General features: G+C 67.4%; 17 protein-coding genes and 1 pseudogene. 12 read left to right on the plus strand and 6 right to left on the minus strand.

Annotation, left to right across the window (positions count from 1 at the left end):
* Window positions 1-393: 393 nt before the first annotated feature.
* From BJ998_RS49725 to BJ998_RS38565, 3 genes are read left to right on the plus strand one after another with little or no spacing between them, the layout of a single operon-like run.
* Complete coding sequence (locus tag BJ998_RS49725; RefSeq protein WP_446685011.1) at window positions 394-813, plus strand: arabinofuranosidase catalytic domain-containing protein; 420 nt, start codon at window positions 394-396, stop codon at window positions 811-813.
* 8 nt (window positions 814-821) lie between these two features.
* A complete protein-coding gene (locus tag BJ998_RS38560) occupies window positions 822-2,435 on the plus strand; it encodes a glycoside hydrolase family 27 protein (protein ID WP_184868187.1) in 1,614 nt (537 codons plus the stop codon).
* Window positions 2,436-2,445: 10 nt separating this feature from the next.
* Entirely contained in the window at window positions 2,446-3,885 is a 1,440-nt protein-coding gene (locus tag BJ998_RS38565) for a ricin-type beta-trefoil lectin domain protein (RefSeq protein ID WP_184868188.1), read from the plus strand.
* 1,846 nt (window positions 3,886-5,731) lie between these two features.
* On the opposite strand, the gene BJ998_RS38570 is transcribed toward BJ998_RS38565, so the two are convergent.
* Complete coding sequence (locus BJ998_RS38570) at window positions 5,732-5,908, minus strand: hypothetical protein (protein ID WP_184868189.1); 177 nt, start codon at window positions 5,906-5,908, stop codon at window positions 5,732-5,734.
* On the opposite strand from BJ998_RS38570, the gene BJ998_RS38575 reads away from it, so the two are divergent.
* On the plus strand, window positions 5,850-6,260 hold the full coding sequence (locus BJ998_RS38575; protein WP_512699330.1) for a DUF8189 domain-containing protein: 411 nt from the start codon (window positions 5,850-5,852) through the stop codon (window positions 6,258-6,260). The genes BJ998_RS38570 and BJ998_RS38575 overlap by 59 nt on opposite strands.
* A 963-nt stretch (window positions 6,261-7,223) precedes the next feature.
* Here BJ998_RS38575 and BJ998_RS38580 read toward each other — a convergent pair.
* Window positions 7,224-7,604 (minus strand): VOC family protein, encoded by a 381-nt coding sequence (locus BJ998_RS38580; protein WP_184868191.1) that lies wholly within the window; start codon window positions 7,602-7,604, stop codon window positions 7,224-7,226.
* A gap of 63 nt (window positions 7,605-7,667) precedes the next feature.
* On the opposite strand from BJ998_RS38580, the gene BJ998_RS38585 reads away from it, so the two are divergent.
* Both BJ998_RS38585 and BJ998_RS38590 read left to right on the plus strand, forming a co-directional pair.
* A complete protein-coding gene (locus tag BJ998_RS38585) occupies window positions 7,668-7,817 on the plus strand; it encodes a hypothetical protein (protein WP_184868192.1) in 150 nt (49 codons plus the stop codon).
* A gap of 366 nt (window positions 7,818-8,183) precedes the next feature.
* On the plus strand, window positions 8,184-9,299 hold the full coding sequence (locus BJ998_RS38590) for a hypothetical protein (RefSeq protein WP_246488738.1): 1,116 nt from the start codon (window positions 8,184-8,186) through the stop codon (window positions 9,297-9,299).
* A gap of 30 nt (window positions 9,300-9,329) precedes the next feature.
* On the opposite strand, the gene BJ998_RS38595 is transcribed toward BJ998_RS38590, so the two are convergent.
* Window positions 9,330-9,491 carry a hypothetical protein gene (locus tag BJ998_RS38595; protein ID WP_184868194.1) on the minus strand — a complete coding sequence of 54 codons (162 nt, stop codon included), beginning with the start codon at window positions 9,489-9,491 and terminating at the stop codon, window positions 9,330-9,332.
* A gap of 682 nt (window positions 9,492-10,173) precedes the next feature.
* Here BJ998_RS38595 and BJ998_RS38600 point away from each other — a divergent pair.
* Window positions 10,174-10,687, plus strand: a pseudogene (locus tag BJ998_RS38600) (transposase family protein); the annotation flags it as partial.
* A gap of 233 nt (window positions 10,688-10,920) precedes the next feature.
* On the opposite strand, the gene BJ998_RS38605 reads toward BJ998_RS38600, so the two are convergent.
* Window positions 10,921-11,283: a MerR family transcriptional regulator gene (locus tag BJ998_RS38605; protein WP_184868195.1), complete on the minus strand. Its 363-nt coding sequence runs from the start codon at window positions 11,281-11,283 to the stop codon at window positions 10,921-10,923.
* A 66-nt stretch (window positions 11,284-11,349) separates the two neighbouring features.
* Between BJ998_RS38605 and BJ998_RS38610 the strand changes: the two genes are divergently transcribed.
* The 5 genes from BJ998_RS38610 to BJ998_RS38630 all read left to right on the plus strand — a co-directional run bounded on the left by BJ998_RS38610 (window position 11,350) and on the right by BJ998_RS38630 (window position 19,253).
* Window positions 11,350-12,150: an SDR family NAD(P)-dependent oxidoreductase gene (locus tag BJ998_RS38610; RefSeq protein WP_246488739.1), complete on the plus strand. Its 801-nt coding sequence runs from the start codon at window positions 11,350-11,352 to the stop codon at window positions 12,148-12,150.
* Between the two features lie 421 nt (window positions 12,151-12,571).
* On the plus strand, window positions 12,572-12,802 hold the full coding sequence (locus BJ998_RS38615; protein WP_184868197.1) for a hypothetical protein: 231 nt from the start codon (window positions 12,572-12,574) through the stop codon (window positions 12,800-12,802).
* Window positions 12,803-13,205: 403 nt separating this feature from the next.
* Window positions 13,206-15,011: a thiamine pyrophosphate-requiring protein gene (locus tag BJ998_RS38620; protein ID WP_184868198.1), complete on the plus strand. Its 1,806-nt coding sequence runs from the start codon at window positions 13,206-13,208 to the stop codon at window positions 15,009-15,011.
* Window positions 14,998-16,125, plus strand: a complete 1,128-nt coding sequence (locus tag BJ998_RS38625) for an enolase C-terminal domain-like protein (RefSeq protein ID WP_184868199.1) — start codon at window positions 14,998-15,000, stop codon at window positions 16,123-16,125. Before BJ998_RS38620 ends, BJ998_RS38625 begins: the two co-directional genes overlap by 14 nt.
* A 23-nt stretch (window positions 16,126-16,148) precedes the next feature.
* Window positions 16,149-19,253: an FAD-binding and (Fe-S)-binding domain-containing protein gene (locus BJ998_RS38630; RefSeq protein ID WP_184868200.1), complete on the plus strand. Its 3,105-nt coding sequence runs from the start codon at window positions 16,149-16,151 to the stop codon at window positions 19,251-19,253.
* Here the strand turns inward: BJ998_RS38630 and BJ998_RS38635 are convergent.
* Both BJ998_RS38635 and BJ998_RS38640 read right to left on the minus strand, forming a co-directional pair.
* Window positions 19,250-19,594 carry a hypothetical protein gene (locus BJ998_RS38635; RefSeq protein ID WP_184868201.1) on the minus strand — a complete coding sequence of 115 codons (345 nt, stop codon included), beginning with the start codon at window positions 19,592-19,594 and terminating at the stop codon, window positions 19,250-19,252. The genes BJ998_RS38630 and BJ998_RS38635 overlap by 4 nt on opposite strands.
* Window positions 19,579-20,592 carry an SDR family oxidoreductase gene (locus BJ998_RS38640; RefSeq protein WP_184868202.1) on the minus strand — a complete coding sequence of 338 codons (1,014 nt, stop codon included), beginning with the start codon at window positions 20,590-20,592 and terminating at the stop codon, window positions 19,579-19,581. Before BJ998_RS38640 ends, BJ998_RS38635 begins: the two co-directional genes overlap by 16 nt.
* Between the last annotated feature and the right edge of the window lie 110 nt (window positions 20,593-20,702).

Consider the following 20,702-nt stretch of genomic DNA (forward strand, 5'->3'; position numbering starts at 1 on the left):
CCGCGTCAGACGAGCAACCCGGTGCCCGTCAATTCGACCATAAAAGCAACAAGATCAAACATTCAAGATGTTCGGATCGTAGAATCTGTCGAATATTCGGCTACTGTAGGGTAGGTATGCCTCACATTCGATCAGGATTCGATCAGGTTCGGAAACAATCCGTCAAACCTTGACATCGTCAGACATGGGACGCTTTCCTGAGTCGTGTGTCACCGCGCCGCCATCCTCATGAACCCGTGATCCGGTGACGCGGGAATGTTAGCGCTAACAGCATGCCCGGCTTGACGGAGAGCAGGGAGACGGCATGGGGGTCGAAACAGGCAGATGGCTGGGTGTGGCGGCCGCGGTCGTACTCATAGCGGTGACGGGCACCGCAGCAACAAGGCGTACGAGGTGTTCGTGACTCCCGGCATCGGGTACCGCTACGACAACGGCTGCTGCTTCGACTACGGCAACGTCGAGACCACCAACAACGACGACGGCAACGGCACGATGGAGGCCATCCACTTCGGGAACGCCTCGTACTGGGACACCGGCGCGGGCAGCGGGCCGTGGATCATGGCCGACCTGGAGAACGGCCTGCTCTCCGGTTCCGACGTGAACAGTCCGAACCCAGGTGGCTCGACGATCAACCGCCGGTACACCACCACGATGATCGAGGGCGGGTCGAACCAGTGGGCAATCCTGCCCCTGCCCCGACGTGAGCGGAGGCTCCACCGTCGACGGCGCTCTCGTCCAGCTCTGGGGCTGCAACGGCCAGCCCAACCAGCAGTGGCCCCTCGGCTGACCCCTGCGGAATCGAATCACGAATGAGGTCGACGATGACCCTGACCACCCATCCAAGTCGACGACGGCTCGCGGTTCTCGCCGTCGTCGCAGCGGTCGCCGTAGTCGCGGCTCCGCTCATCTCCCTCGTCACCGCGCCCCCTGCGCTTGCCCTGGGCAACGGCCTGGCGTTGACCCCGCAGTTGGGGTTCAACGACTGGAACGCCTACGGCTGCAACGTATCCGAGTCGCTCATCAAGTCAACGGCCCTTGCCATGCACAACAACGGCATGCAGGCCGCGGGCTACCAGTACGTCAACATCGACGACTGCTGGATGACCTCCAGCCGCAACAGCGCCGGTCAGTTGGTGCCCGATCCGAACAAGTTCCCCGACGGCATCTCGGGCACCGCCTCCTACGTGCATTCGCTGGGCCTGAAGCTGGGGATCTACGAGGACGCGGGCACGAAAACGTGCGCCGGATATCCCGGCAGCCTCGGGCACGAGAGCACCGACGCGAATACCTTCGCCTCCTGGGGCGTGGACTACCTCAAATACGACAACTGCAACAACCAGGGCATCAGCGCCCAGACCCGCTACACCACGATGCGGGACGCTCTGGCCGCCACCGGCCGCCCGATCCTGTTCAGCCTGTGCAACTGGGGCCAGGAGAACGTGTGGACCTGGGGCGCAGGCGTCGGCAACTCCTGGCGCACCACCGGTGACATCAACGCCAGCTTCGCCAGCATGCTCTCCATCTTCCACAGCAACGTGGGCCTGGCTTCGTATGCCGGCCCCGGGCACTGGAACGACCCGGACATGCTGGAGATCGGCAACGGCATGTCCGCCACCGAGGACCGGACCGAGTTCAGTCTCTGGGCCATGATGGCAGCCCCGCTGATCTCCGGCACCAACATCGCGAACGCGAGCAGCGGCACCCTGTCGATCCTGACCAACAAGAACCTCATCGCCATCGACCAGGACTCACTCGGCAAGCAGGGCACCGAGGTGTCCGCCAGCAACGGTCTCGACGTGCTGGCGAAGCCCCTGTCGAACGGTGACGTCGCCGTCGCGCTGTTCAACGAGAACGGCTCCACCGCCACGATCTCCACCACGGCGGGCGCGATCGGCAAGACCGGGGCGAGCAGCTACACCCTGACCGACCAGTGGACCGGCGCCACCTCTACCACCAGCGGCGCCATCAGTGCCTCCGTGCCCGCACACGGCACGGTCGTCTACCGGGTCGTGGGCGGTTCGTCGTCCGGCGGCGGGGCTGGTTCGGGCCCGCTGCATGCGGTGGGTGCGGGCAAGTGCCTTGATGACCCGAACTCGACCACGACGCCGGGCACGCAGCAGCAGATCTGGGACTGCAACGGTGGCGCGGCCCAGACCTGGACGCACACGGCGTCCAACCAGTTGACCCTCACGGTCGCAGGCACGACCTTGTGCCTGGACGCCAACAACAATCAGACCTCCCCGGGTACCGCGGTACAGACGTGGAGCTGCAACGGCGGGGCGAACCAGCAGTGGCAGCTCAACTCCAACGGCACGGTCACCGGCGTGCAGTCCGGCCTGTGCCTGGACGTGACCGGCGGGTCCACCGCGGATGGCGCCCTGGTCGAGCTGTGGACCTGCAACGGCGGCAGCAACCAGCAATGGAAACTCGGCTAGGGAGCAACGGATGACACCGACCACGCGGCTCGAGCGCCTCACCTCGCTCGGTGTCCTCGTCGCCCTGCTGCTGAGCCTGCTCGGCGTGCAGGTGGCGGCCAGCACGAGCGCGTACGCCGCCACCAACCAGTTCCACGGCGTGAACTGGGCCGACCCCAACGACAACTTCGTCACCGGCAACATCACGCCGGTCGGCCTGTCGAACACGGACAGCTATTCGACCACGTACGCGAAGGCCACCCCCATCCTCAAGGGCTACCAGGCGCTGGGCGCCAACACCGTGCGCATGGGGTTCAACCAGGCGACTGTCACCGGCAGTTGGTGGAACAGCTACACCGCCGCCTTTGACGCGGCCATCGCGCTGGGTATGAAGGTCGTGCTCGTCCCCTGGCTGCAGAACGGCGTGATCGGCGACACCAACTCGTTCTACGCGATGTGGAACACCGTGATCGGCAAATACGTGGGCAACAACCAAGTGTACTTCGGCATCATGAACGAGCCGTGGGGCTACAGCGCCACCGACGAGGACAACCTCGCGGCGGCCTGGGTGGCGCACTTCTCGCAGGTGCCCCGCGGGCGGATCCTGGTGCCCGGCGCCTGGGAGGGGAACCTGTGCACCGTCGGCGCCGACTCCCGTCTCGCCGGCACCCTGCTCTCGCTCCACGACTACACCCTCGGCGGAGAGACCCACCCCACCGAGGCCGATTGGATCACCAGCTTCGAGAACAACGTCTGCGGATACGACAGCCGCGCCGTGCTCACCGAGTTCGGTGTCCCGATGAACACCGGCGTGAACTACGACGGGCCCCGCGACGGCACCAACGACGTGTCCTTCCTCTACGCCCTCACCGACACCGTGCGCAAGCAGGGCATGGGCTCGCTCCTGTGGACCGGCGTGAAGTTCGCCGACCAGACCCAGGGCCCCGGCCCGTGTGAGAACGCGTCCTGCGCGATCACCTCTTTGCAGGGCAGCGCGCCGAACTACACGCTCAGCATCAACAACCAGTCCGGCCTCGACCGGCTTCAGTACGGCTGGGGTGCCGGCAGCACGGGCGGTGGCGGCACGGGCGGCCCCGTCCATGCGGTCGGCGCGGGCAAGTGCCTGGACGTGCCCGGCGCATCGCAGGCCAACGGCGCAGTGGCGCAGATCTGGGACTGCACCGGCGGCAGCAACCAGACCTGGACCCACACCTCGGGCAACCAGTTGACCGTCTACGGCACGAAGTGTCTGGACGCCACCGGCAACCAGACCAGCGCGGGCACACCGGTGGAGATCTGGGACTGCAACGGCGGCGCGAACCAGCAGTGGAACCTCAACTCCAACGGCACCATCACCGGCGTCCAGTCCGGCCTGTGCCTCGACGTGACCGGCGGCTCCACCGCCGACGGCGCCAAGGTTCAACTGTGGACCTGCAACGGCGCCAGCAACCAGCAGTGGACGCTGGGCTGACCCAACCGGGCTGACACGTCCGGGACCGCAGTTCCCGGACAACCTCGCGGTGTACGGGACGATCCGACACGATCGTCCCGTACACCGCCGTTCCGCGAGCGACTGCCCGGACGCCTCCTGCCGTTGCCAACCAGCCGGACGACCTGCCGACGCCGCGAGCAGTTGCCGCGGGATCGACACGGGCGGCCGCGGTTCGGTCTGGTGGATGTGCACGTCGCCTCGCACGACGCCGGCTTGCACGACCCCGGCCACCTCGTGGGCGCTGATCTTGTTGACGGTCTCCGGCGTCTGATCGCCATCGCTGCCAACGTCATCGGCGCGTCGCTGGTCTGCGTCCGCCATCGCCTCGACCCCCGTCGCACGCCCGCGGAGCACTCGACGCTAACCAGCCGGAACCGCGGAGACCACGCGATTCACGCGAACACGCGTGTCCCGGCCGCCGCGAGCCACTGATTTGAGGGGTGCCAATAACTTCGTGCTCGATCGTCCGCGGCGAGTCGCCAAGGCCACTCAAACGGCGTAACGGGCGCCAGAGCATGATCAATGTCAATTGTAAGCACAAGCAATTGTGTGGCAAGACGACGCCACAGGCAACATGTCTCCTCGCTTCGACCTTGCTTGCCTGAAGCAATGAGGGTAGAGCTGAGCCTTGTGTCACAAAATTTCTAGGTTGACCTTCCGGCAGTGGACACGCAGAAGACAACGCTTCGACTGACTTCACCCTGGAGGTTTTTGAGCCTGCCCGGTCGGAGGAGGTAATGGATCATGAGAACAAAGCTACCCGGGGCGCTCGCGCAAGAGAGTATTTGTGTCGCTGTCCAAGCAACCGTCAGGGACAGTTCACGACGGACGACTAGAACTGGAAGCTTGAAGATCGCTTTGGGGTGGGCCGTTCCTGATATCGTTGCCGTAGAACAAACCTCAGTCGGGTTGGGCAGCCCGTCTGCTGGCCGGACGACACATCTGGCACACAGGCATCAATCCTCTAGCGAGGAATGAGGTAAACAATGATGGGAGCTCGGAGATTGCTGTTCACCCTACTCGCGGCAACGGTGATGACTTATTGATTTTACACCAGCGATCGGTCGACCGAACTACAGTAAGGGCCCGTTATCCCACTAGCTTGAGGTTTAGCCTGTTCGGCAGGGTCTCGGGTTGTCTGGCTTGGGGTGCTTGCCGTGGCTGGGTTTCTTGTGTTTGAGCTGGTGACGGTGTGGACGTCGTGGCGCGGCGCGGGCTGGTGGTTGGGTCGAGATCCCCACACTCGTCACCGGCACAGTGTCCACTACGCGCCAGAGCGGTGATCAACGGGCTCGCAACCCAGATCCGGACGCTCGCAGTGGCCTCGCAAGGTACGCCCGGACTTCGCGACGTACGTCCCGGCGTCTCTGTTTCGCTCGAACATTGCGGATGGGCAGGCCGCTGATCTGTGATTCGCAAGATGTAGGTGCGGATGGTAGCCAGGCGAGTTGCCCAGATCCATCCTACGGATTCGACGACGGGGAAGCGAGCTCAGAGGCGAGGGCCGTGCTGGGTTGCGCTTGATGTCGGCGGATGTGTGCCGGTGGCGCAATGTGGCCTGTTGTGGCTCCTGGCCTGCGGGCAGTTCCGCGCCAGTATGCGTGGGAGGTGTCCAGGGTGGATCTTGTCTCTGACCGTACGCCTGAATCGGAAGTGGGGGCTTCCATGTCCATTGCCACGCCCGTCGACGTGTGCAGCTATCTCGCCCAGCAGAACGATCTCCACAGACATTCCCGCCTCCCCGGCGCGACGTCTCCTCAACGACAGAGTTACCGCAGTGGCCAGGGCAATACAGAAAGTTCGTAAGCGATTCACACGAACGGCGTCAGTCCACAGAAAGGACAGAAATGAAAAGACTGCTCATCGCCTTGATCGCGCTCTTCTCGGTGTCGACTCCCGTGGCCACCGCATCCGCTACTTCTGCGCCCGACGGCGTTTCGGTGATGAACACCGTGACATTGCGCAACTGTGACGGCCGGTTGGAGGACTTCGCCCTCGGCACGGATTCCTCGCTTGTGCACAGGTGGCAGAGAAGCCCAGGCGGGGCATGGACCGGCTGGGTGAGTCTCGGCGGGGTTCTGATCTACGACATCGACGCGTCACTCAACTCCGACTGCCGCCTCGAAGCGTTCGGCGTCGGCACCAACCACGAGATGTACCACATCTGGCAGGACGCCAATGCGAGCAACGGCTGGAGTGGCTGGGCCAGCCTGGGCGGCTACCTGACCAGCAGGCCCTGGTCACACCGGCTGTCGGACAACCGGCTTGAGGTCTGCGCCTGGGGCCCGGACCACATCTACCACTGCAAGGCACAAACCCGGCCCTCGTCAGGGCCGTGGACCGATTGGTACTGAACCAGTCTTGACGGCAGGGGCGGGCGCCACCGCCTGCCCCTGCTCATTTCGCCGTCCTGCTGAGGGGCGCGCTCGTCGCGACCATCACCAACACAACAGCGAAGGTGCTCTACCGGAGCGCGCCCGGCCAACACCTGCGCTGGCTGGCGTTCCTCCTCTTCATCACCGGCTTCGGACTGGACCTGCTCGCCAGCCACTGAGCGAATACATACGAGCTACTCGGACAGGCAGGTCGCTGACGGGCCGAGCCTCGCGAGGATGGCCGGGGCCCCTGGTAGGACTGGATTTGCAAAGATCAAGTCCGAACCAGAAGGCTCCCCGTGATCAGCTATCGAGCCACACTCGACGTGCCCGCGAACTGGCCCAGCACCTCGGCCGACTCCTGCAGGCCGAACGCCGCCGCGGCACCCGCGCGAACTCCAGGGCGCTGACCTGCTTCTGGCAAGCGGTGCTTAGCCTGCGCTGGTTCCGCCAGAACACCGATCCGACAGCGTTGGCCCGCGACCACGGCATCTCCCGAGCGACGGCCTACCGCTACCTCGACGAGGCGATCACCGTGCTCGCCGATCAGGCCCCGGACCCGCACGACGCCCGGCACCGAGCCAAAGACGAGGGCGTCACCCACCTCATCCTCGAGGCAAGGTCTTCTGCTGCGACCGCTACGGCGAGAAGACAATCAGCGTCAAAGGCGAGCCCATCGACCTGTGGTACTCCGGGAAAGCCCACGAGCACGGCGGCAACATCCAGGCGCTGTCGGCACCGAACGGCGCGCCGGCTGCCTCGCCGCGAAGCCTTCGCAGGTGACCGGAATGGCCACGTATCTATACGCCCTTCGCCGTGAGGTTTGACTTAAGCTTGGAGATTGCCCCTGGCTACCTCCATCCCTACCGGTTTCTATGCGGGACTCGGGGCACCACGCCGGTCACGGCGGCCGAAACGCCATCACGGTCGTACCGATCTCCGTCATGGCCATGTCTGAGCGAGCCTGTGGAACGTCTCCGGATCGCTGTGCACCGGCACCACGCAGAGCAGGTGGCCGCCGGGCGCGCGCAGCGTGTGGCACTCCAGCCAGCGCGAGACCAGCGTGGCGCCCAGGGCTGTCAGGCGGGCTACTTCCGCCGCCACATCATCAGTCTCGATATCGACGTGATACCGGGGCTTGCCGTCGATCGCCTGGATGTCGACGATCAACCCGGGGATGGCACCGTCGAGAGCGGTGAACTGTTCCTCGCCCGCCACGGAGCGGGCCGGAACGCCCAGTGCGGCAGACCAGAAATCCGCCGCCGAACCGGCTTCTGCTGCAGGCGCGTCGATGAAGATTCCGAACAGCCGACTGCGATGCACGGCGTGAGGCTATCCGAGGCGTGAGATCAGCCGGGTCCAGGGCCAGTTGGTGGCACGTCGATCATGAGAAGATGCGAGCCGCTGGCGCACCGGTGCGGTCGGATCGCGCCACGGCTGTCGCAGCGTAGTTCGCACCTTCGGTACGACCGAGCACTCCTCGACGACGAGGACCGGGCCCGGCTGGTCCGCATCGCCCGCCTGCAGGAGTCCTGAGGGCTGCCCGGCTCGGCGACAAGAGGACCGGCCAGACAGGATGGCGCAGCAGAAACACGCCCTACCACTGTGCAACATCCGGTCATGCTGCCGGTCGTGCAGAGTAATGCTCGCTACTGCCGATGGCAGAGGTGCCCGATCCGGGCTGCCTGCGCGGCAGCACGTAGTACTTTCGGCTTATTTCGACACGGCAGAAACCCTTCGAACGGAGGGAGCAACGGGCCGAACGGACAGTAATTTCAGTGTTTTTGGGCCCGGTGCCGGTTCCACCGCCATTTCGGTCCTACTGTGGCGGTGCTTAGTGATCTTGAACCGGAACCGAAGAGGGGAACCACCTTGCCCGACCGGACCAGATTCCTCGGCAAAATGCTCGCGGCGGCAGGCACAGCAGTGCTTGCGCTGGCCACGGCCGTGCCCACCGCCGCGGCCGCGCCATCCACCGTCGACCAGGACGTCGCGCAGCTGTACCAGGACGTCATCGACCTCTACAACGGTCTGCCCGCGAACGCGCTGCGCGGCGTCGACCGGCTCATCGACTCGCCCATCCCGCGAATCGGCCCCCGATTCCGGCCCGCGCAGGACCCGATACCGGGCTGCACCGAGGGGGCGCTGCTGACCTACGCGAACAAGCTCGCGGCACAGCTCACCCCGCTCGAGGGCAAGGCCCTCGACGCGTTGTCGGGGCTCAGCCAGCTCTACGTCCAGGGCGTCGCGTCCGACAAGTCCCCGCAGGTCTTCGGCACCGACGGCCAGTACACCTCGCGCGCCACGGCCACGATCGACAAGCTGCGTGGCTTCTGGGACATCGAGAGCTGGAACATCCAGCTCGTCGCCTGGAAGGGCACCGATCTCGGCAGCCAGGCGAAGATGGCGCAGACCTTCAGCCTCGGTCTCGCGCCGGCGAAGGTGAAAGCCGCTGCCGCGCTCGCCACCCAGGTGCTCTACGAAGTGCCGGCACTGCAGGGCGGCCGCAACCCGTTACTCACGCTGAACGCGTTCTCCGCCCCGGCCGACAGCCTCGGCGGCAAGCGCGTGGCGCTCGGTGACGGGCTGCTCGACACCGTCAACCTCCTCGGGTTCGACGACGTCTCGGTGGAGTCCGTGGTCGGACACGAGTACGGCCACCAGGTCGACTTCGCGCACAACAACTACCCGAGCAACGAGTCGTCCGAGATGGGCCCCGACGCGTACGGCGGCTATTTCGTCACGCATGCCAAGGGTTTCGGCTGGAATTCCCGCCTCCAGCAGGAGGTCACCTACCTGGACGCCTCCATCGGTGACTGCTACCACAGCCACGGCACCCCCGAGCAGCGCAAGGCCGCCGGCGCCTGGGGTGAGAAGCAGGCGACGAGCCAGGGCAACCCGAACCGGATCATCCCGTCCGCCACGATGATCGAGAAGTTCCAGAAGGAATACCCGAAGCTGATGCCGCCGGCCACTGACCAGTCGGCCGCGACCACGCTGGCCGCCGCTCACCGTTGAGCTCCGCTGCCCGACGGCGGGTCGTCTTCCTCAACCGAGGGAGACGACCCGCTTTCGTCGAAGATCGCCCATCGATGCCTGCTCGTGCCGCAGCAGGGCGTTGATGTGGTGGCTGGACACGCCTTCGGCGGCCGGGAAGTCGCGGAACTGCCTGCGCTCCTGGCCGCTCGTTCTGGCAGCGTTCGCGACCACCGATCCAGGCGGAGTGGCGATGGTTCGCGAGGCTGTCGCCCGGTCGCTGATTGATCAGGTAGATCGGGCGTCGGCGATGTGGACCAGGCGGAACTCCTCGTCATCCATATCGACGACGTGGATCTCGTGGTCCGCACGACCGGCGACCGGTACGAGATCACCAAACGAGTCGCAGAGCGGTTATCCGCTCTGCCGGCCAGCGGCTACCAGCTCCCTCCTGAGTTCACCCGGGCGTCGGAGGAACACCACGTCAACTACCCGCTCTACATCGATCCCGACGACAGTTGGTGCGTGGCCTCCGTCGCGTGGAACGTCGGTCAACGCACACCCGTGCACGGACACGAGACCTGGGCGTCGCCGGCATCTACTCGGGTGCCGAACGCGAGTTCCGCTACGTCAAACCCACGGCGGCCGAGACGGGCAGACCCTTCAGGCCGGCCAGGGAACAGGTGTGGGAGCGCGGACTAGAGGCTGTCCCGTAGCTCAACGTCTTTGTCCACACAGAACCTCAGGACTGCGACCACTGGCTGAGGTCGTCGATGTGCCGTCGGAGGACGGGGTCGCTGTCGTCGGGCTGACGTTGGTCGAGAATTGCTTCCAGCCGGGGCAACATGGCCGCGCATTGAGCGGGCGTGAGGTCGGGGCCAACCACTCCCTGAACCTGTGCAAGCCGATGTAGGACCAGGAGAGTGCCGACGCTCCTGGTCGCGGGCGGCCGTGGAGGCTGCCGCTGGCGGACCGTGTGCTGCTGGTCGCCGCGTACTGGCGGACTAACCTGCCCCTGCGGCAACTGGCACCGCTGTTCGGCGTGTCGAAGTCCGCGGTCAGTCGCGCCATAGGCCACCTCAGCCCGAAGCTCGCGCTCAAGCCGCGCAAGCGGTTCGCAAAGGACGCACTGCTGATCGTGGACGGCCCCTGGTACCCACCCGCGACCGCAGCATTGCCGACCAGTCCAAGAACTATCGGTACTCCACTGCCCACCAGGTCGTGATCGACGCCGCGCCAAGGGCAAGGACCTCCCAGCCGGGAAGGAGGAACACAACCGTTTCCACAGGCGAGTTCGGGCGCGCGTCGAGCACACATTCGCCCGCATGAAGGGCTGGAAGATCCTCCGCGACTGCGGCCTGAAAGGCGACGGCGTCCACCACGCCATGCTCGGCATTGCCCGCATGTACAACCTGGCCCTCAACGGATAGCCGAGGCGCCCGCGCCCTGGTCATCCCGCGTCCGCGTTGCCTCCAACTCGCTTACGGGACAACCTTAGTCACCGTGTGCTGCACGACCGACGACGACGCACGCCGTCGCGGCCGTCGGAAACGTGCCCACCATCGGCATTCACGTCTATGGAGCCGGCAGTTGTACGACTCGGCGACAGGAGCAGCCCGGCGGTTCGTCTCCGGCTGGAACGCAGTCGGAGGCTGACGCCGCTCTATCCCATGCCTGCGGGGATAGCCATGCCGGACAGGTAGCGTTCCAGCATCTGGCGTCGTTCGGCGAGTTGCTGCTCCTGGCGGATCAACTGCTCGCGGACCTGGCGCACGCGGGCGACGAGCGCGGAGCAGTCGCCGTTGGCCGGTGTGGTCCCGGCGCACGGGAGGATCTCCCGGATGATCTCGGAGGAAAGACCGGCCCGGAAGAGATCCTGGATGAAGGCGACCTGGCGTACCGCCTGCTCGTCGTAGTCCCGGTATCCGTTGCCGCGCCGGTGTGCTGACAGCAGTCCCTGTTGCTCGTAGTAGCGCAGTGAGCGGGTGCTGACTCCGCTGGCCGCGGCGAGTTCTCCGATCCGCACGCTGCTCCCTCCGTGGCGTCCGACAGCTTGACATTGACGTCAATGTCAAAGTTTACCGTGGCGGTCATGAAGGCGAAAGAACTGAGCAACCGCACGGCGCTGGTCACCGGGGCCGGCACGGGCATCGGGGCAGCCATCGCGGAACGGCTGGCCGCGCGGGGCGTACGCCTGGTGATCGTGGCGCGGGACGCTGCGCGTCTGGAGGGCGTCGCGGAGCGACTGCACGCCCAACATCAGGTCGATGTGCTTACGGTGCCGCTGGACCTGTCACTGCGGGACGCTCCCGCGCACCTGGCCGCACAGCTCAAGGCGACCGGAACCGAGCTCGACATCCTGATCAACAACGCCGGCGCCGCCCAGGTGGGGCGGATCGCGAAGGCAGACCCGGCGGACCTGCGCGCGCTGATCGACGTCAACGCCACCGCGGTCGCGGAGACGACCGCGCTGTTCCTGCCCGCGATGGTCGCCCGCGGGCGAGGCGCGATCGTCAACATCGCCAGCACGGCCGCGTACGCACCCGCGCCGTACAACGCGGTGTACGCGGCGTCGAAGGCGTTCGTGCTCTCCTTCACGCAGTCGCTGTGGTTGGAGACACGCGGCACCGGCGTCCGCGTGGTGGCGGTCAGCCCAGGTGCGACGGAGACTGCGATGAACACCCGACACATACCCGGAAAGCGGCAGCCCGAACAGGTAGCCGACACCGTCATGGCCGCACTGCGCAGCCGCGCCCCCGCGGTCGTCGACGGCCGGCTCAACACTGTGCAGGCGTTCGCGTTCAGCCGACTCATGCCCGCACGGACCGCCGCGCGGATCACCGGGAGGTTCTTCGGCAGGCAACTCGACCAGGATCCCAGCCGGCACAACTGACCAACGGTGGCCGGCGAGCGCCAAAGTGACCGGCGCTCGTCCAGGCGCCAGGCGAATCCGCATACTGGCCATTGCCCTGACGGCCGGCGCTATCGCGCTGACAGCGGGCGCGGCCGCCGACAGCGGGCATGTGCATCCGGCAGGGCTACCGCGCACAGGTTCTCGTTCGTCGCCACCCGCACGGCCTGTTACCAACTCGGCCGGCGCTACGACGTCGTCGGCCCAGCACCGGAAGTGCTGTTCGGCATCACGGGCGCTGAACCGGCCGCTGACCTTGTCGACGTGCGTGGTGGTCTGACAAGGAGACCATCACGCCCCTGGCATGCCGCGAACCCACCAGTCTTCTCCGACTTGGGGCCTCCTTGCCAGGCCCGCCGAGCGGCTGGTTTGTGGCCACCGAGCACAGGAGGTGGCCTGTGACGTGGAATTTGCCGGTCTGCACGCCTCCCTGTTGGGACGGCTCGACGTGCAGCATGTGATCACCACGTTCCTCCTTGGTGCCCGAGTCGGCCACCGCACGGGCTGGTACTACCCGGTCATCCAGAAGGCAGCGGCGGCCTGGCAGGCGCCGGCCCTGGCCGTGCGCATCAACCCCGCCTGGCCGGCGGGTGTGCCCGACGCGTCCTTCGGTCAGGACGGCTGCTCCGCCTGAACCGGCCGCGCATGGTTGCGGTGATTCCGGTCGGAACGACGGGCGACTGGGTATCTGTCTCCCGCCCCCATGCGGAAGGACGCACGACGGAACGGGCGGCTCGACTTGCCGGTTGAGGGACGCGCTTACGGAGCGTGCGGCATACCGGGGCGGTACCCGAAGGTCAGGGGGATAAACCAGCGCCTGGCGACGACCGGTCGCATACGGCCACAGTGACCGGTTGCCGTGGACTCGCGACACGAACAGTCCTCACCTCTAAGCCATATCTCGTTGAAACGACAACGACTAGCGATCTAGTGCAGTGGCGAACAGTTGATCAGAGCAATATTTCGACGATCGGTTTTCCTGCTTCGGTCGGCGGGTAGGCACCGGGTGTCGCAGGGCAACTTGAGAGCGGAGGGACATGACAGCCAACGTCGCGGACTACGTGCTCGAACGCCTGCGCCAGTGGGGCGTGCACCGGGTCTTCGCCTACCCGGGTGACGGCATCAACGGGCTGCTCGGGGCGTTCGATCGAGCCGGCGGGGATCCGGAGTTCGTCCAGCCCCGGCACGAGGAGATGGGCGCATTCATGGCGTGCGCGCACGCGAAGTTCACCGGCGAGGTGGGGTGCTGCATGGCCACGTCGGGGCCGGGTGCGGTGCACCTGCTCAACGGCCTGTACGACGCCAAGCTGGACCACCAGCCGGTGGTGGCGATCGTGGGCCAGCAGAAGCGCACCTCGCAAGGGGCGCACTACCAGCAGGAGATCTCGTTGGAGAACCTGTTCGCCGACGTGTCGGAGTTCTGCCAGGTGTGCATGCACCCGGCGCAGGTCCGGCACGTGATCGACCGGGCGTTCAAGACCGCGTTGACCCTGCGCGGTGTGGCCACCGTGATCATCCCGGAGGACGTGCAGGAGGAGGCGGCGCAGCCGTCGCCGCCGAAGGCGCACGGCTCGGTGTTCTCGAGCGTGGGCTGGAGTCAACCGCGGATGCTGCCCGACGAGGGCGAGCTGCGACGCGCCGCCGGTGTGCTCAACGAAGGCAGCCGGGTGGCGATGCTGATCGGCCAGGGCGCGGCGCACGCCGCCGCCGAGGTGGTCGAGGCGGCCGAGATCCTGGGCGCCGGGGTGGCGAAGGCGCTGCTGGGCCGGGAGGTGCTGCCCGACGACCTGCCGTTCGTCACCGGGCCGATCGGGCTGCTGGGCACCAAGCCCAGCGACGAGATGATGAACGACTGCGACACCCTGTTCATGGTCGGCACCAGCTTCCCCTACAGCGAGTGGCTGCCCGACGAGGGCCAGGCCCGCGGTGTCGAGATCGACATCGACGGGCGGATGATCGGCATCCGCTACCCGATGGACGCGCACCTGGTCGGCGACGCCAAGGAGACGCTCAAGGCGTTGATCCCGCTGCTCAAGCGGAAGAGCGACCGGTCGTGGCGGGAGACGATCGAGCGCAACGTCCGCACGTGGGACCGGGTCATGGCCGATCGGGCCGGGCAGCACTTCGGCGGCGTGATCAATCCGCAGGCGGTCGCGCAGGAGTTGTCGCCGCGGCTGCCGGACAACGCGATCGTGACCGCCGATTCCGGCTCCTCGACCAACTGGTGGGCCCGGCACCTGAAGCTGCGCAAGGGGATGCGGGCGTCGCTGTCGGGGACGCTGGCCACGATGGGGCCGGGCGTGCCGTACGCGATCGCCGCCCGGTTCGCCTACCCGGACCACCCGGTGATCGCCTTCGTCGGCGACGGCGCGTTCCAGATGAACGGCATGAACGAGATGATCACCGTCAAGCGCTATCTCGACCGGCTGGCCGGCTCCCCGCCGCTGGTGTTCTGCGTGTTCAACAACCAGGACCTCAACCAGGTCACCTGGGAGCAGCGGGCGATGGCCGGCGACCCGAAGTACCTGGGCTCGCAGTACATCCCCGACATCCCGTACGCGCGCTATGCCGAACTCGTCGGGTTGCGGGGCATCTACTGCGACGACCCGAAGGCGGTCGGCTCCGCCTGGGACGAGGCGTTGGCCAGCGACCGCCCGGTGGTGCTGGAGTTCAAGGTGGACCAGCAGATCGCGCCGATCCCGCCGCACATCATGTTCGAGCAGGGCAAGAAGGCGGCCAAGGCAGCGCTGCACGACCCGGAGAAGGTCGGTATCGCCACCCGCGGCTTCCGCCAGAAGCTGGTCGAGTTCTACGAGAAGCTGCCCGGCCGTGACGCGGACTGACGCTCCCGTCGTCGACGCGGTCGAGGTCCACGCCTTCACCGTGCCGACGGACGGACCCGACGGAACCGAGCAGGACGGCACCCTGGACTGGCACAGCACCACCATGGTGCTGGTCACCGCCCGCAGCGGCGATGCGATCGGCATCGGCTACACGTACGGCGAAGTCGCCACCGCGCACCTTATCGGCTCCAAGCTGACTGATCTCGTCACGGGCGCGGACGCATTGGCGCCGGTCGCCGCCTGGCAGCGGATGTTCGAGGGCATCCGCAACGCCGGACGGCCGGGCCTCGGCGCGATGGCCGTGTCCGCGGTCGACATCGCGTTGTGGGACCTCAAGGCGCGGTTGCTGGATCTTCCCCTGGTCCGACTGCTGCCGGCCGGTCATGACGCCGTGCCGATCTACGGCAGCGGCGGTTTCACCAACTACCCGCACGCCCGACTGGCCGAGCAACTGGCGGGCTGGGTCGGGCAGGGCATTCCCCGGGTGAAGCTGAAGGTGGGACGGAACCCGGACGAGGACCGGCAGCGGCTCGCGGCGGTGCGCCACGCCATCGGCCCGACGCCGGAGTTGTTCGTCGACGCCAACGGCGCGTTCACGCCGAAACAGGCGGCGGCGTGGGCCCGGCGCTACCACGACGAATGGGGCGTGATCTGGTTCGAGGAACCGGTCAGCTCGGCGGACCTGGAGGGTCTCCGCCTGGTGCGGGACCGGGCCCCGGCTCCGCTGGAGGTCGCCGCCGGCGAGTACGGGTACGTGCTGCGCGACTTCACCAACCTGGTCACGGCCGGCGCGGTCGACTGCCTCCAGGCCGACCTGACCCGCTGCGGCGGGGTCACCGGCCTGCTGGCCGTCGCCGGCCTCGCCGATGCGCACGAACTCGACCTCTCGGCCCACTGCGCGCCGGCGCTGTCGGCCCACGCGTTCTGTGCGGTTCGCCGGCTGCGGCACCTGGAGTACTTCCATGACCACACCCGCATCGAGGCGTTGCTGTTCGACGGCGTGCTCACGCCGGTGGACGGGACGCTGCGGCCCGCGCTGGACCGGCCCGGCACGGGCTTGGCGGTGAAGTGGCCGGACGCCGAGAGATACCGGGTCTTCGGTCCCGAACAGTGACGACCTACCCGCGGGAGGAAAGCATGAAACGGCTGCGCGAGGTCCCGGCGAAGACGTCACCGGAGATTCCCGGACCACCCCGAGGCGTGGTGCAGATCCCGGTGGCGGACCTGGAACGGGCGCTGGCCGGGGTGGTCGAGGGCGAGGTGCGCTTCGACGCGGGTTCGCTGGCGATGTACGCCAACGACGCCTCCAACTTCCGCCAGGTCCCCATCGGGGTCGTCGTGCCCAAGGCCCTCGACGATGTCGTCGCCACGCACCAGGTGTGCCACCGCTTCGGCGCCCCCATCGTCAACCGTGGCGGCGGCACCAGTCTGTCGGGGGAAACCGTCAACTACGCCGTGGTCATCGACCACTCGAAGTACCTCACCCGCATCGGCGACGTCGACACCGCCCGGCGGCTGGTCACCTGCGAGCCAGGGGCGATCAACGAAGACGTCAACCGGAAGACGGGGCAGGAGAACCTGGTGTTCGGCCCCGACCCGTCCTCGCACTCGCGGTGCGTGATCGGCGGCAACATCGGCAACAACTCCTGCGGCGTGCACTCGATTCAGTCCCAGCTCTACGGTCCGGGCCCGCGGACCTCGGACAACGTGCAGGCGCTGGAGATCGTCACGTACGCCGGCGACCGGTTCTGGGTCGGCGTCGACGAGGAACGCGACCTCGACGCCATCATCGCCGGCGGCGGGGCCAAAGGCAGGATCTACGCCCGGCTGCGCGGCCTGCGGGACCGCTATCTGGAACAGATCCGGCTCGGCTTCCAGCCGGCGACGAACGTGCCCCGCCGGGTCTCCGGGTACAACCTCGACGAACTGCTGCCCGAACGCGGCTTCAACGTCGCCCGCGCCCTGGTCGGCACCGAGGGGACCTGCGTGACGGTGCTCCAGGCGGTGCTGAAGCTCACCCCCGCGCTGCTGCAGCGCACCCTGGTCGTCGTCGGCTACGACGACCTGGCGGCGGCCAGCGAACATGCCCAGGAGATCGTGTCCCGGTGGCGGCCGATCGGGCTGGAGGCCCTGGACCGCCAGCTCATCGAGGACCAGCAGGAGCTGGCCATGAACCTCGACGACATCGAGGAGTTGCCCCACCGCGACGGCAATGCCTGGCTGCTGGTCCAGTTCGGCGCGGACGACGCCGAGGAGTCCGTCGCCACCGCCAAGGCGTTCACCGCCTGGCTGGTGGGGGAGAAGGGCTACGACCCGGACCACGTGCTGATCGCCAAGAGTAAGCAGGAGGGCGGCTCCAGCCAGGACCTGTGGACTATCCGGGAGGGCGGGCTGGGATCCACGGCGTTCCCGCACGGCAAGGACCACTGGCCGGGCTGGGAGGACTCCGCCGTGCCGCCCGAGCGCATCGGCGAGTACGTGACCCGGCTGCGGGCCCTGATGGACGCCCACGGCCTCGACGGCGCGATGTACGGGCACATGGCCCAGGGCTGCATCCACTGCCGGATCGGGTTCGACCTGTACACGGCGGAAGGCGTGGCGAACTACCGCTCGTTCATGGAGCAGGCGGCCGACCTGGTGACCTCGCTCGGCGGGACGTTGTCCGGTGAGCACGGCGACGGCCAGCAGCGGGCCGAACTGCTCGAACGCCAGTACGGCCCCGAACTTCTCGCCGCGATGCGGGAGTTCAAGCTGATCTGGGACCCGGACGCGAAGATGAATCCGGGCAAGGTCGTGGACGCCTATCGGCTGGACGAGGACCTCAAGCTCGGCGTCGACTACAACCCGGCCCGGCCGCACACCAAGTTCGCCTACCAGGAGGACGGCGGAGACTTCGCCCATGCCGCGTTGCGCTGCGTCGGCGTCGGCAAATGCCGCGTGCCGGAGGCCAAACAGACGATGTGCCCGAGCTACCAGGTCACCCACGAGGAGAAGCACAGCACCCGCGGGCGGGCCCGGCTGCTGTTCGAGATGCTGCGCGGCGAGGTGATCACCGACGGCTGGCAGTCGCGGGAGGTGGCCGACGCGCTGGATCTGTGCCTGGCCTGCAAGGGCTGCACCAACGATTGCCCGGTCAACGTGGACATGCCCACGTACAAGGCGGAGTTCCGTCACCACCACTACCGGTCGTGGCGCCGGTGGCGACCCCGGCACGCCTACGCCTTCGGCTTCATCGACCAGGTTTCCCGGTTCGCCGGTCTGATGCCCGAACTCGTCAATGCCGTCACGCAGACGCCGGGCCTGGCCCATGTGGCGAAGTTCCTTGGTGGCATAGACCAACGGCGCCCGCTGCCGAGCTTCGCGCCCATGACGCTGCAGCAGTGGTATCAGCAGCGTGGCGGCACTGCCAACCCGACCGGTCGGCCGGTGGTCCTGTTCCCGGACACCTTCAACAACCACCTGCACACCGACGTCGGCGTCGCTTGTGTGGAATCGCTGGAAGCGGCCGGGTGGCGGGTGATCATGCCCGAGGGGCACGTCTGCTGTGGCCGTCCGCTCTACGACTACGGGTTTCTCGACGTCGCCGAGCGGTACCTGCATCGGGTGTTGGACGTCCTGCGCGACCACGTCCGGGCCGGCACACCCGTGGTCGGGATGGAGCCCAGTTGCCTGGCGGTGTTCAAGGAGGAGCTGATCAAGATGCTCCCGCATGACGACGACGCCCGACGCCTGGCCGACAACGCCTACCACTTCGGGGAGTTCTTCACCGTCTTCGACATCGACCCGCCCCGGCTGGGTGGTGACGCGATGTTGTGGGGGCACTGCCATCAGCGCGCCACCGGCGGCATGCAGTCTGACCAGAAGCTGCTGGAGAAGATGGGCCTCGACGTGACGAACCTGAAGGGTGGGTGCTGCGGGCTGGCCGGCTCATGGGGATTCGAGAACGGCAAGTACGGCATCTCCATGGACTGCGGCGAGCAGGGCCTCCTGCCGGCGGTCCGGGACGCGGACTCGGACACTCTCGTCGTCGCGGATGGGTTTTCCTGCAAGACCCAGATCACCGATGCCGGCACCGGGCGCACGGCGCTGCACAGCGGGCAGGTCATGGCAATGGCTCGCGGCAAGATGCCGGAGCGACCGCGCCCGGTGGCGGCAGTCCGCTTGGCGCGAACGGTTGTGCCCGTATTTGCAGTAGCCGCAGCCGCCGTGGGCGCCGGCGCAGTTCTGCGACGGCTCCGTTAGCGCCGTCGGATCGCGGCCACCGCGTTCGCGGCCAGCGCCGCCGCGATCGCCAGGTCGATCACGGCGGCGCGGCGCCAGACCGGGCTCAGGCAGGCGATCGCCAGGCAGCTGGTCGCGTGCGCCGCGTCGACCACCGCGCCGATGGCCAGGGCGACATCCGCGTCCCGGGCACGCCGGCAGGCGACGGCCTGCACGACCTGGCGAACGCCCAACGCCCGCAACACCCATCGCGCCGATGAAGTGGGCGGGCAACCGGCCACTCGCAGCACGCGGTCGGGAACCGCCAGCAGAGCCGTCCCCCAGGCCGCCCGCAGGGCTGCGGCGATCACCGCCGGCGCCATGCGGCCAGCAGCGCACCGGCGGTCATCAGGCCGCCGATCGCCCCGAGCAGGCCGTGGTGCTGGGATGCCCACATCTGGAGGCTGCGCGGGTGCGCCTGGTCGTCGAACCGGCCGTGCGCGCCGAAGTCGTGGCCGTCGCGGCCGTCGGCCGGCTGCCAGAGATTGGCCGGCTGGTTCGCGTCCCGCTGCTGGTCGGTCTGCTGCGAGCCGAACGCCGTCCGGGCCAGGTAGCGGTCCAGCAGCCCGGGTGCGAACTTGTCACCCAGCAAGGTCAGCACGGTGCTGCCGCCGACCCAGTACTCACGCCGCTTCGGGTGGTCGGCCGCGTACAGGATCGCCCGCGCGCAGACCTCCGGCTGGTAGATCGGCGGCACGGGTTGGGCCTTGCGGGGCAGCCGGGACAGCACCCAGTCGAACTGAGGGGTGTTCACCCCGGGCATGTGCGCCATGGTGACGTGCACGTTCGACTTGGCGTGCAGCAGTTCCGGGCGCAGGGCGTCGTGCATACCCTGGATGGCGTGCTTGGACGCGCAGTAGGCGCTCTGCAGGGGAATTCCCCGGTACGCCAGCGCCGAGCCCGTCTGGACGATGGTTCCGTGGTCGCGGGGCAGCATCCGGTCCAGCGCGGCCTTGGTGCCGTGCATGAAGCCGAGCAGGTTCACCTCGATGACGCGGCGGAACTCGTTCGGCTCGATCTCGGTGAACGGCGCGAACACGGAGGTGAAGGCGACGTTCACCCACACGTCGATGGGCCCCAACTCCCGCTCGACCCGGTCGGCCGCGGCCACCACCTGGTCGTAGTCGGCGACATCGACTTCGATCGGCAGGGCCCGACCGCCGGCCCGTTCGACGTCGTCGGCGGCGGCCTTCAGTCCGGTGGCGCCTCGTGCCAGCAGTGCCACCTTCGCGCCGTGCTCCGCGAACAGTCGCGCGGTCGCTCGGCCGATGCCACCACTGGCGCCGGTCACCACAACGGTTCGTTCGGTCGAGTGCGTCATGGTTCGCCCTCCCTGGTCGGCGGCATCGGCGGATGGACCCCGGACGGCGATCGGCGCCGTCGTCCGGGGCATTCCGCGTGTACCCGCGTCGGGGCCCGCTACGCCGTGCG

It is taken from the genome of Kutzneria kofuensis, from assembly GCF_014203355.1.
In the GTDB taxonomy this organism is placed as follows: domain Bacteria; phylum Actinomycetota; class Actinomycetes; order Mycobacteriales; family Pseudonocardiaceae; genus Kutzneria; species Kutzneria kofuensis.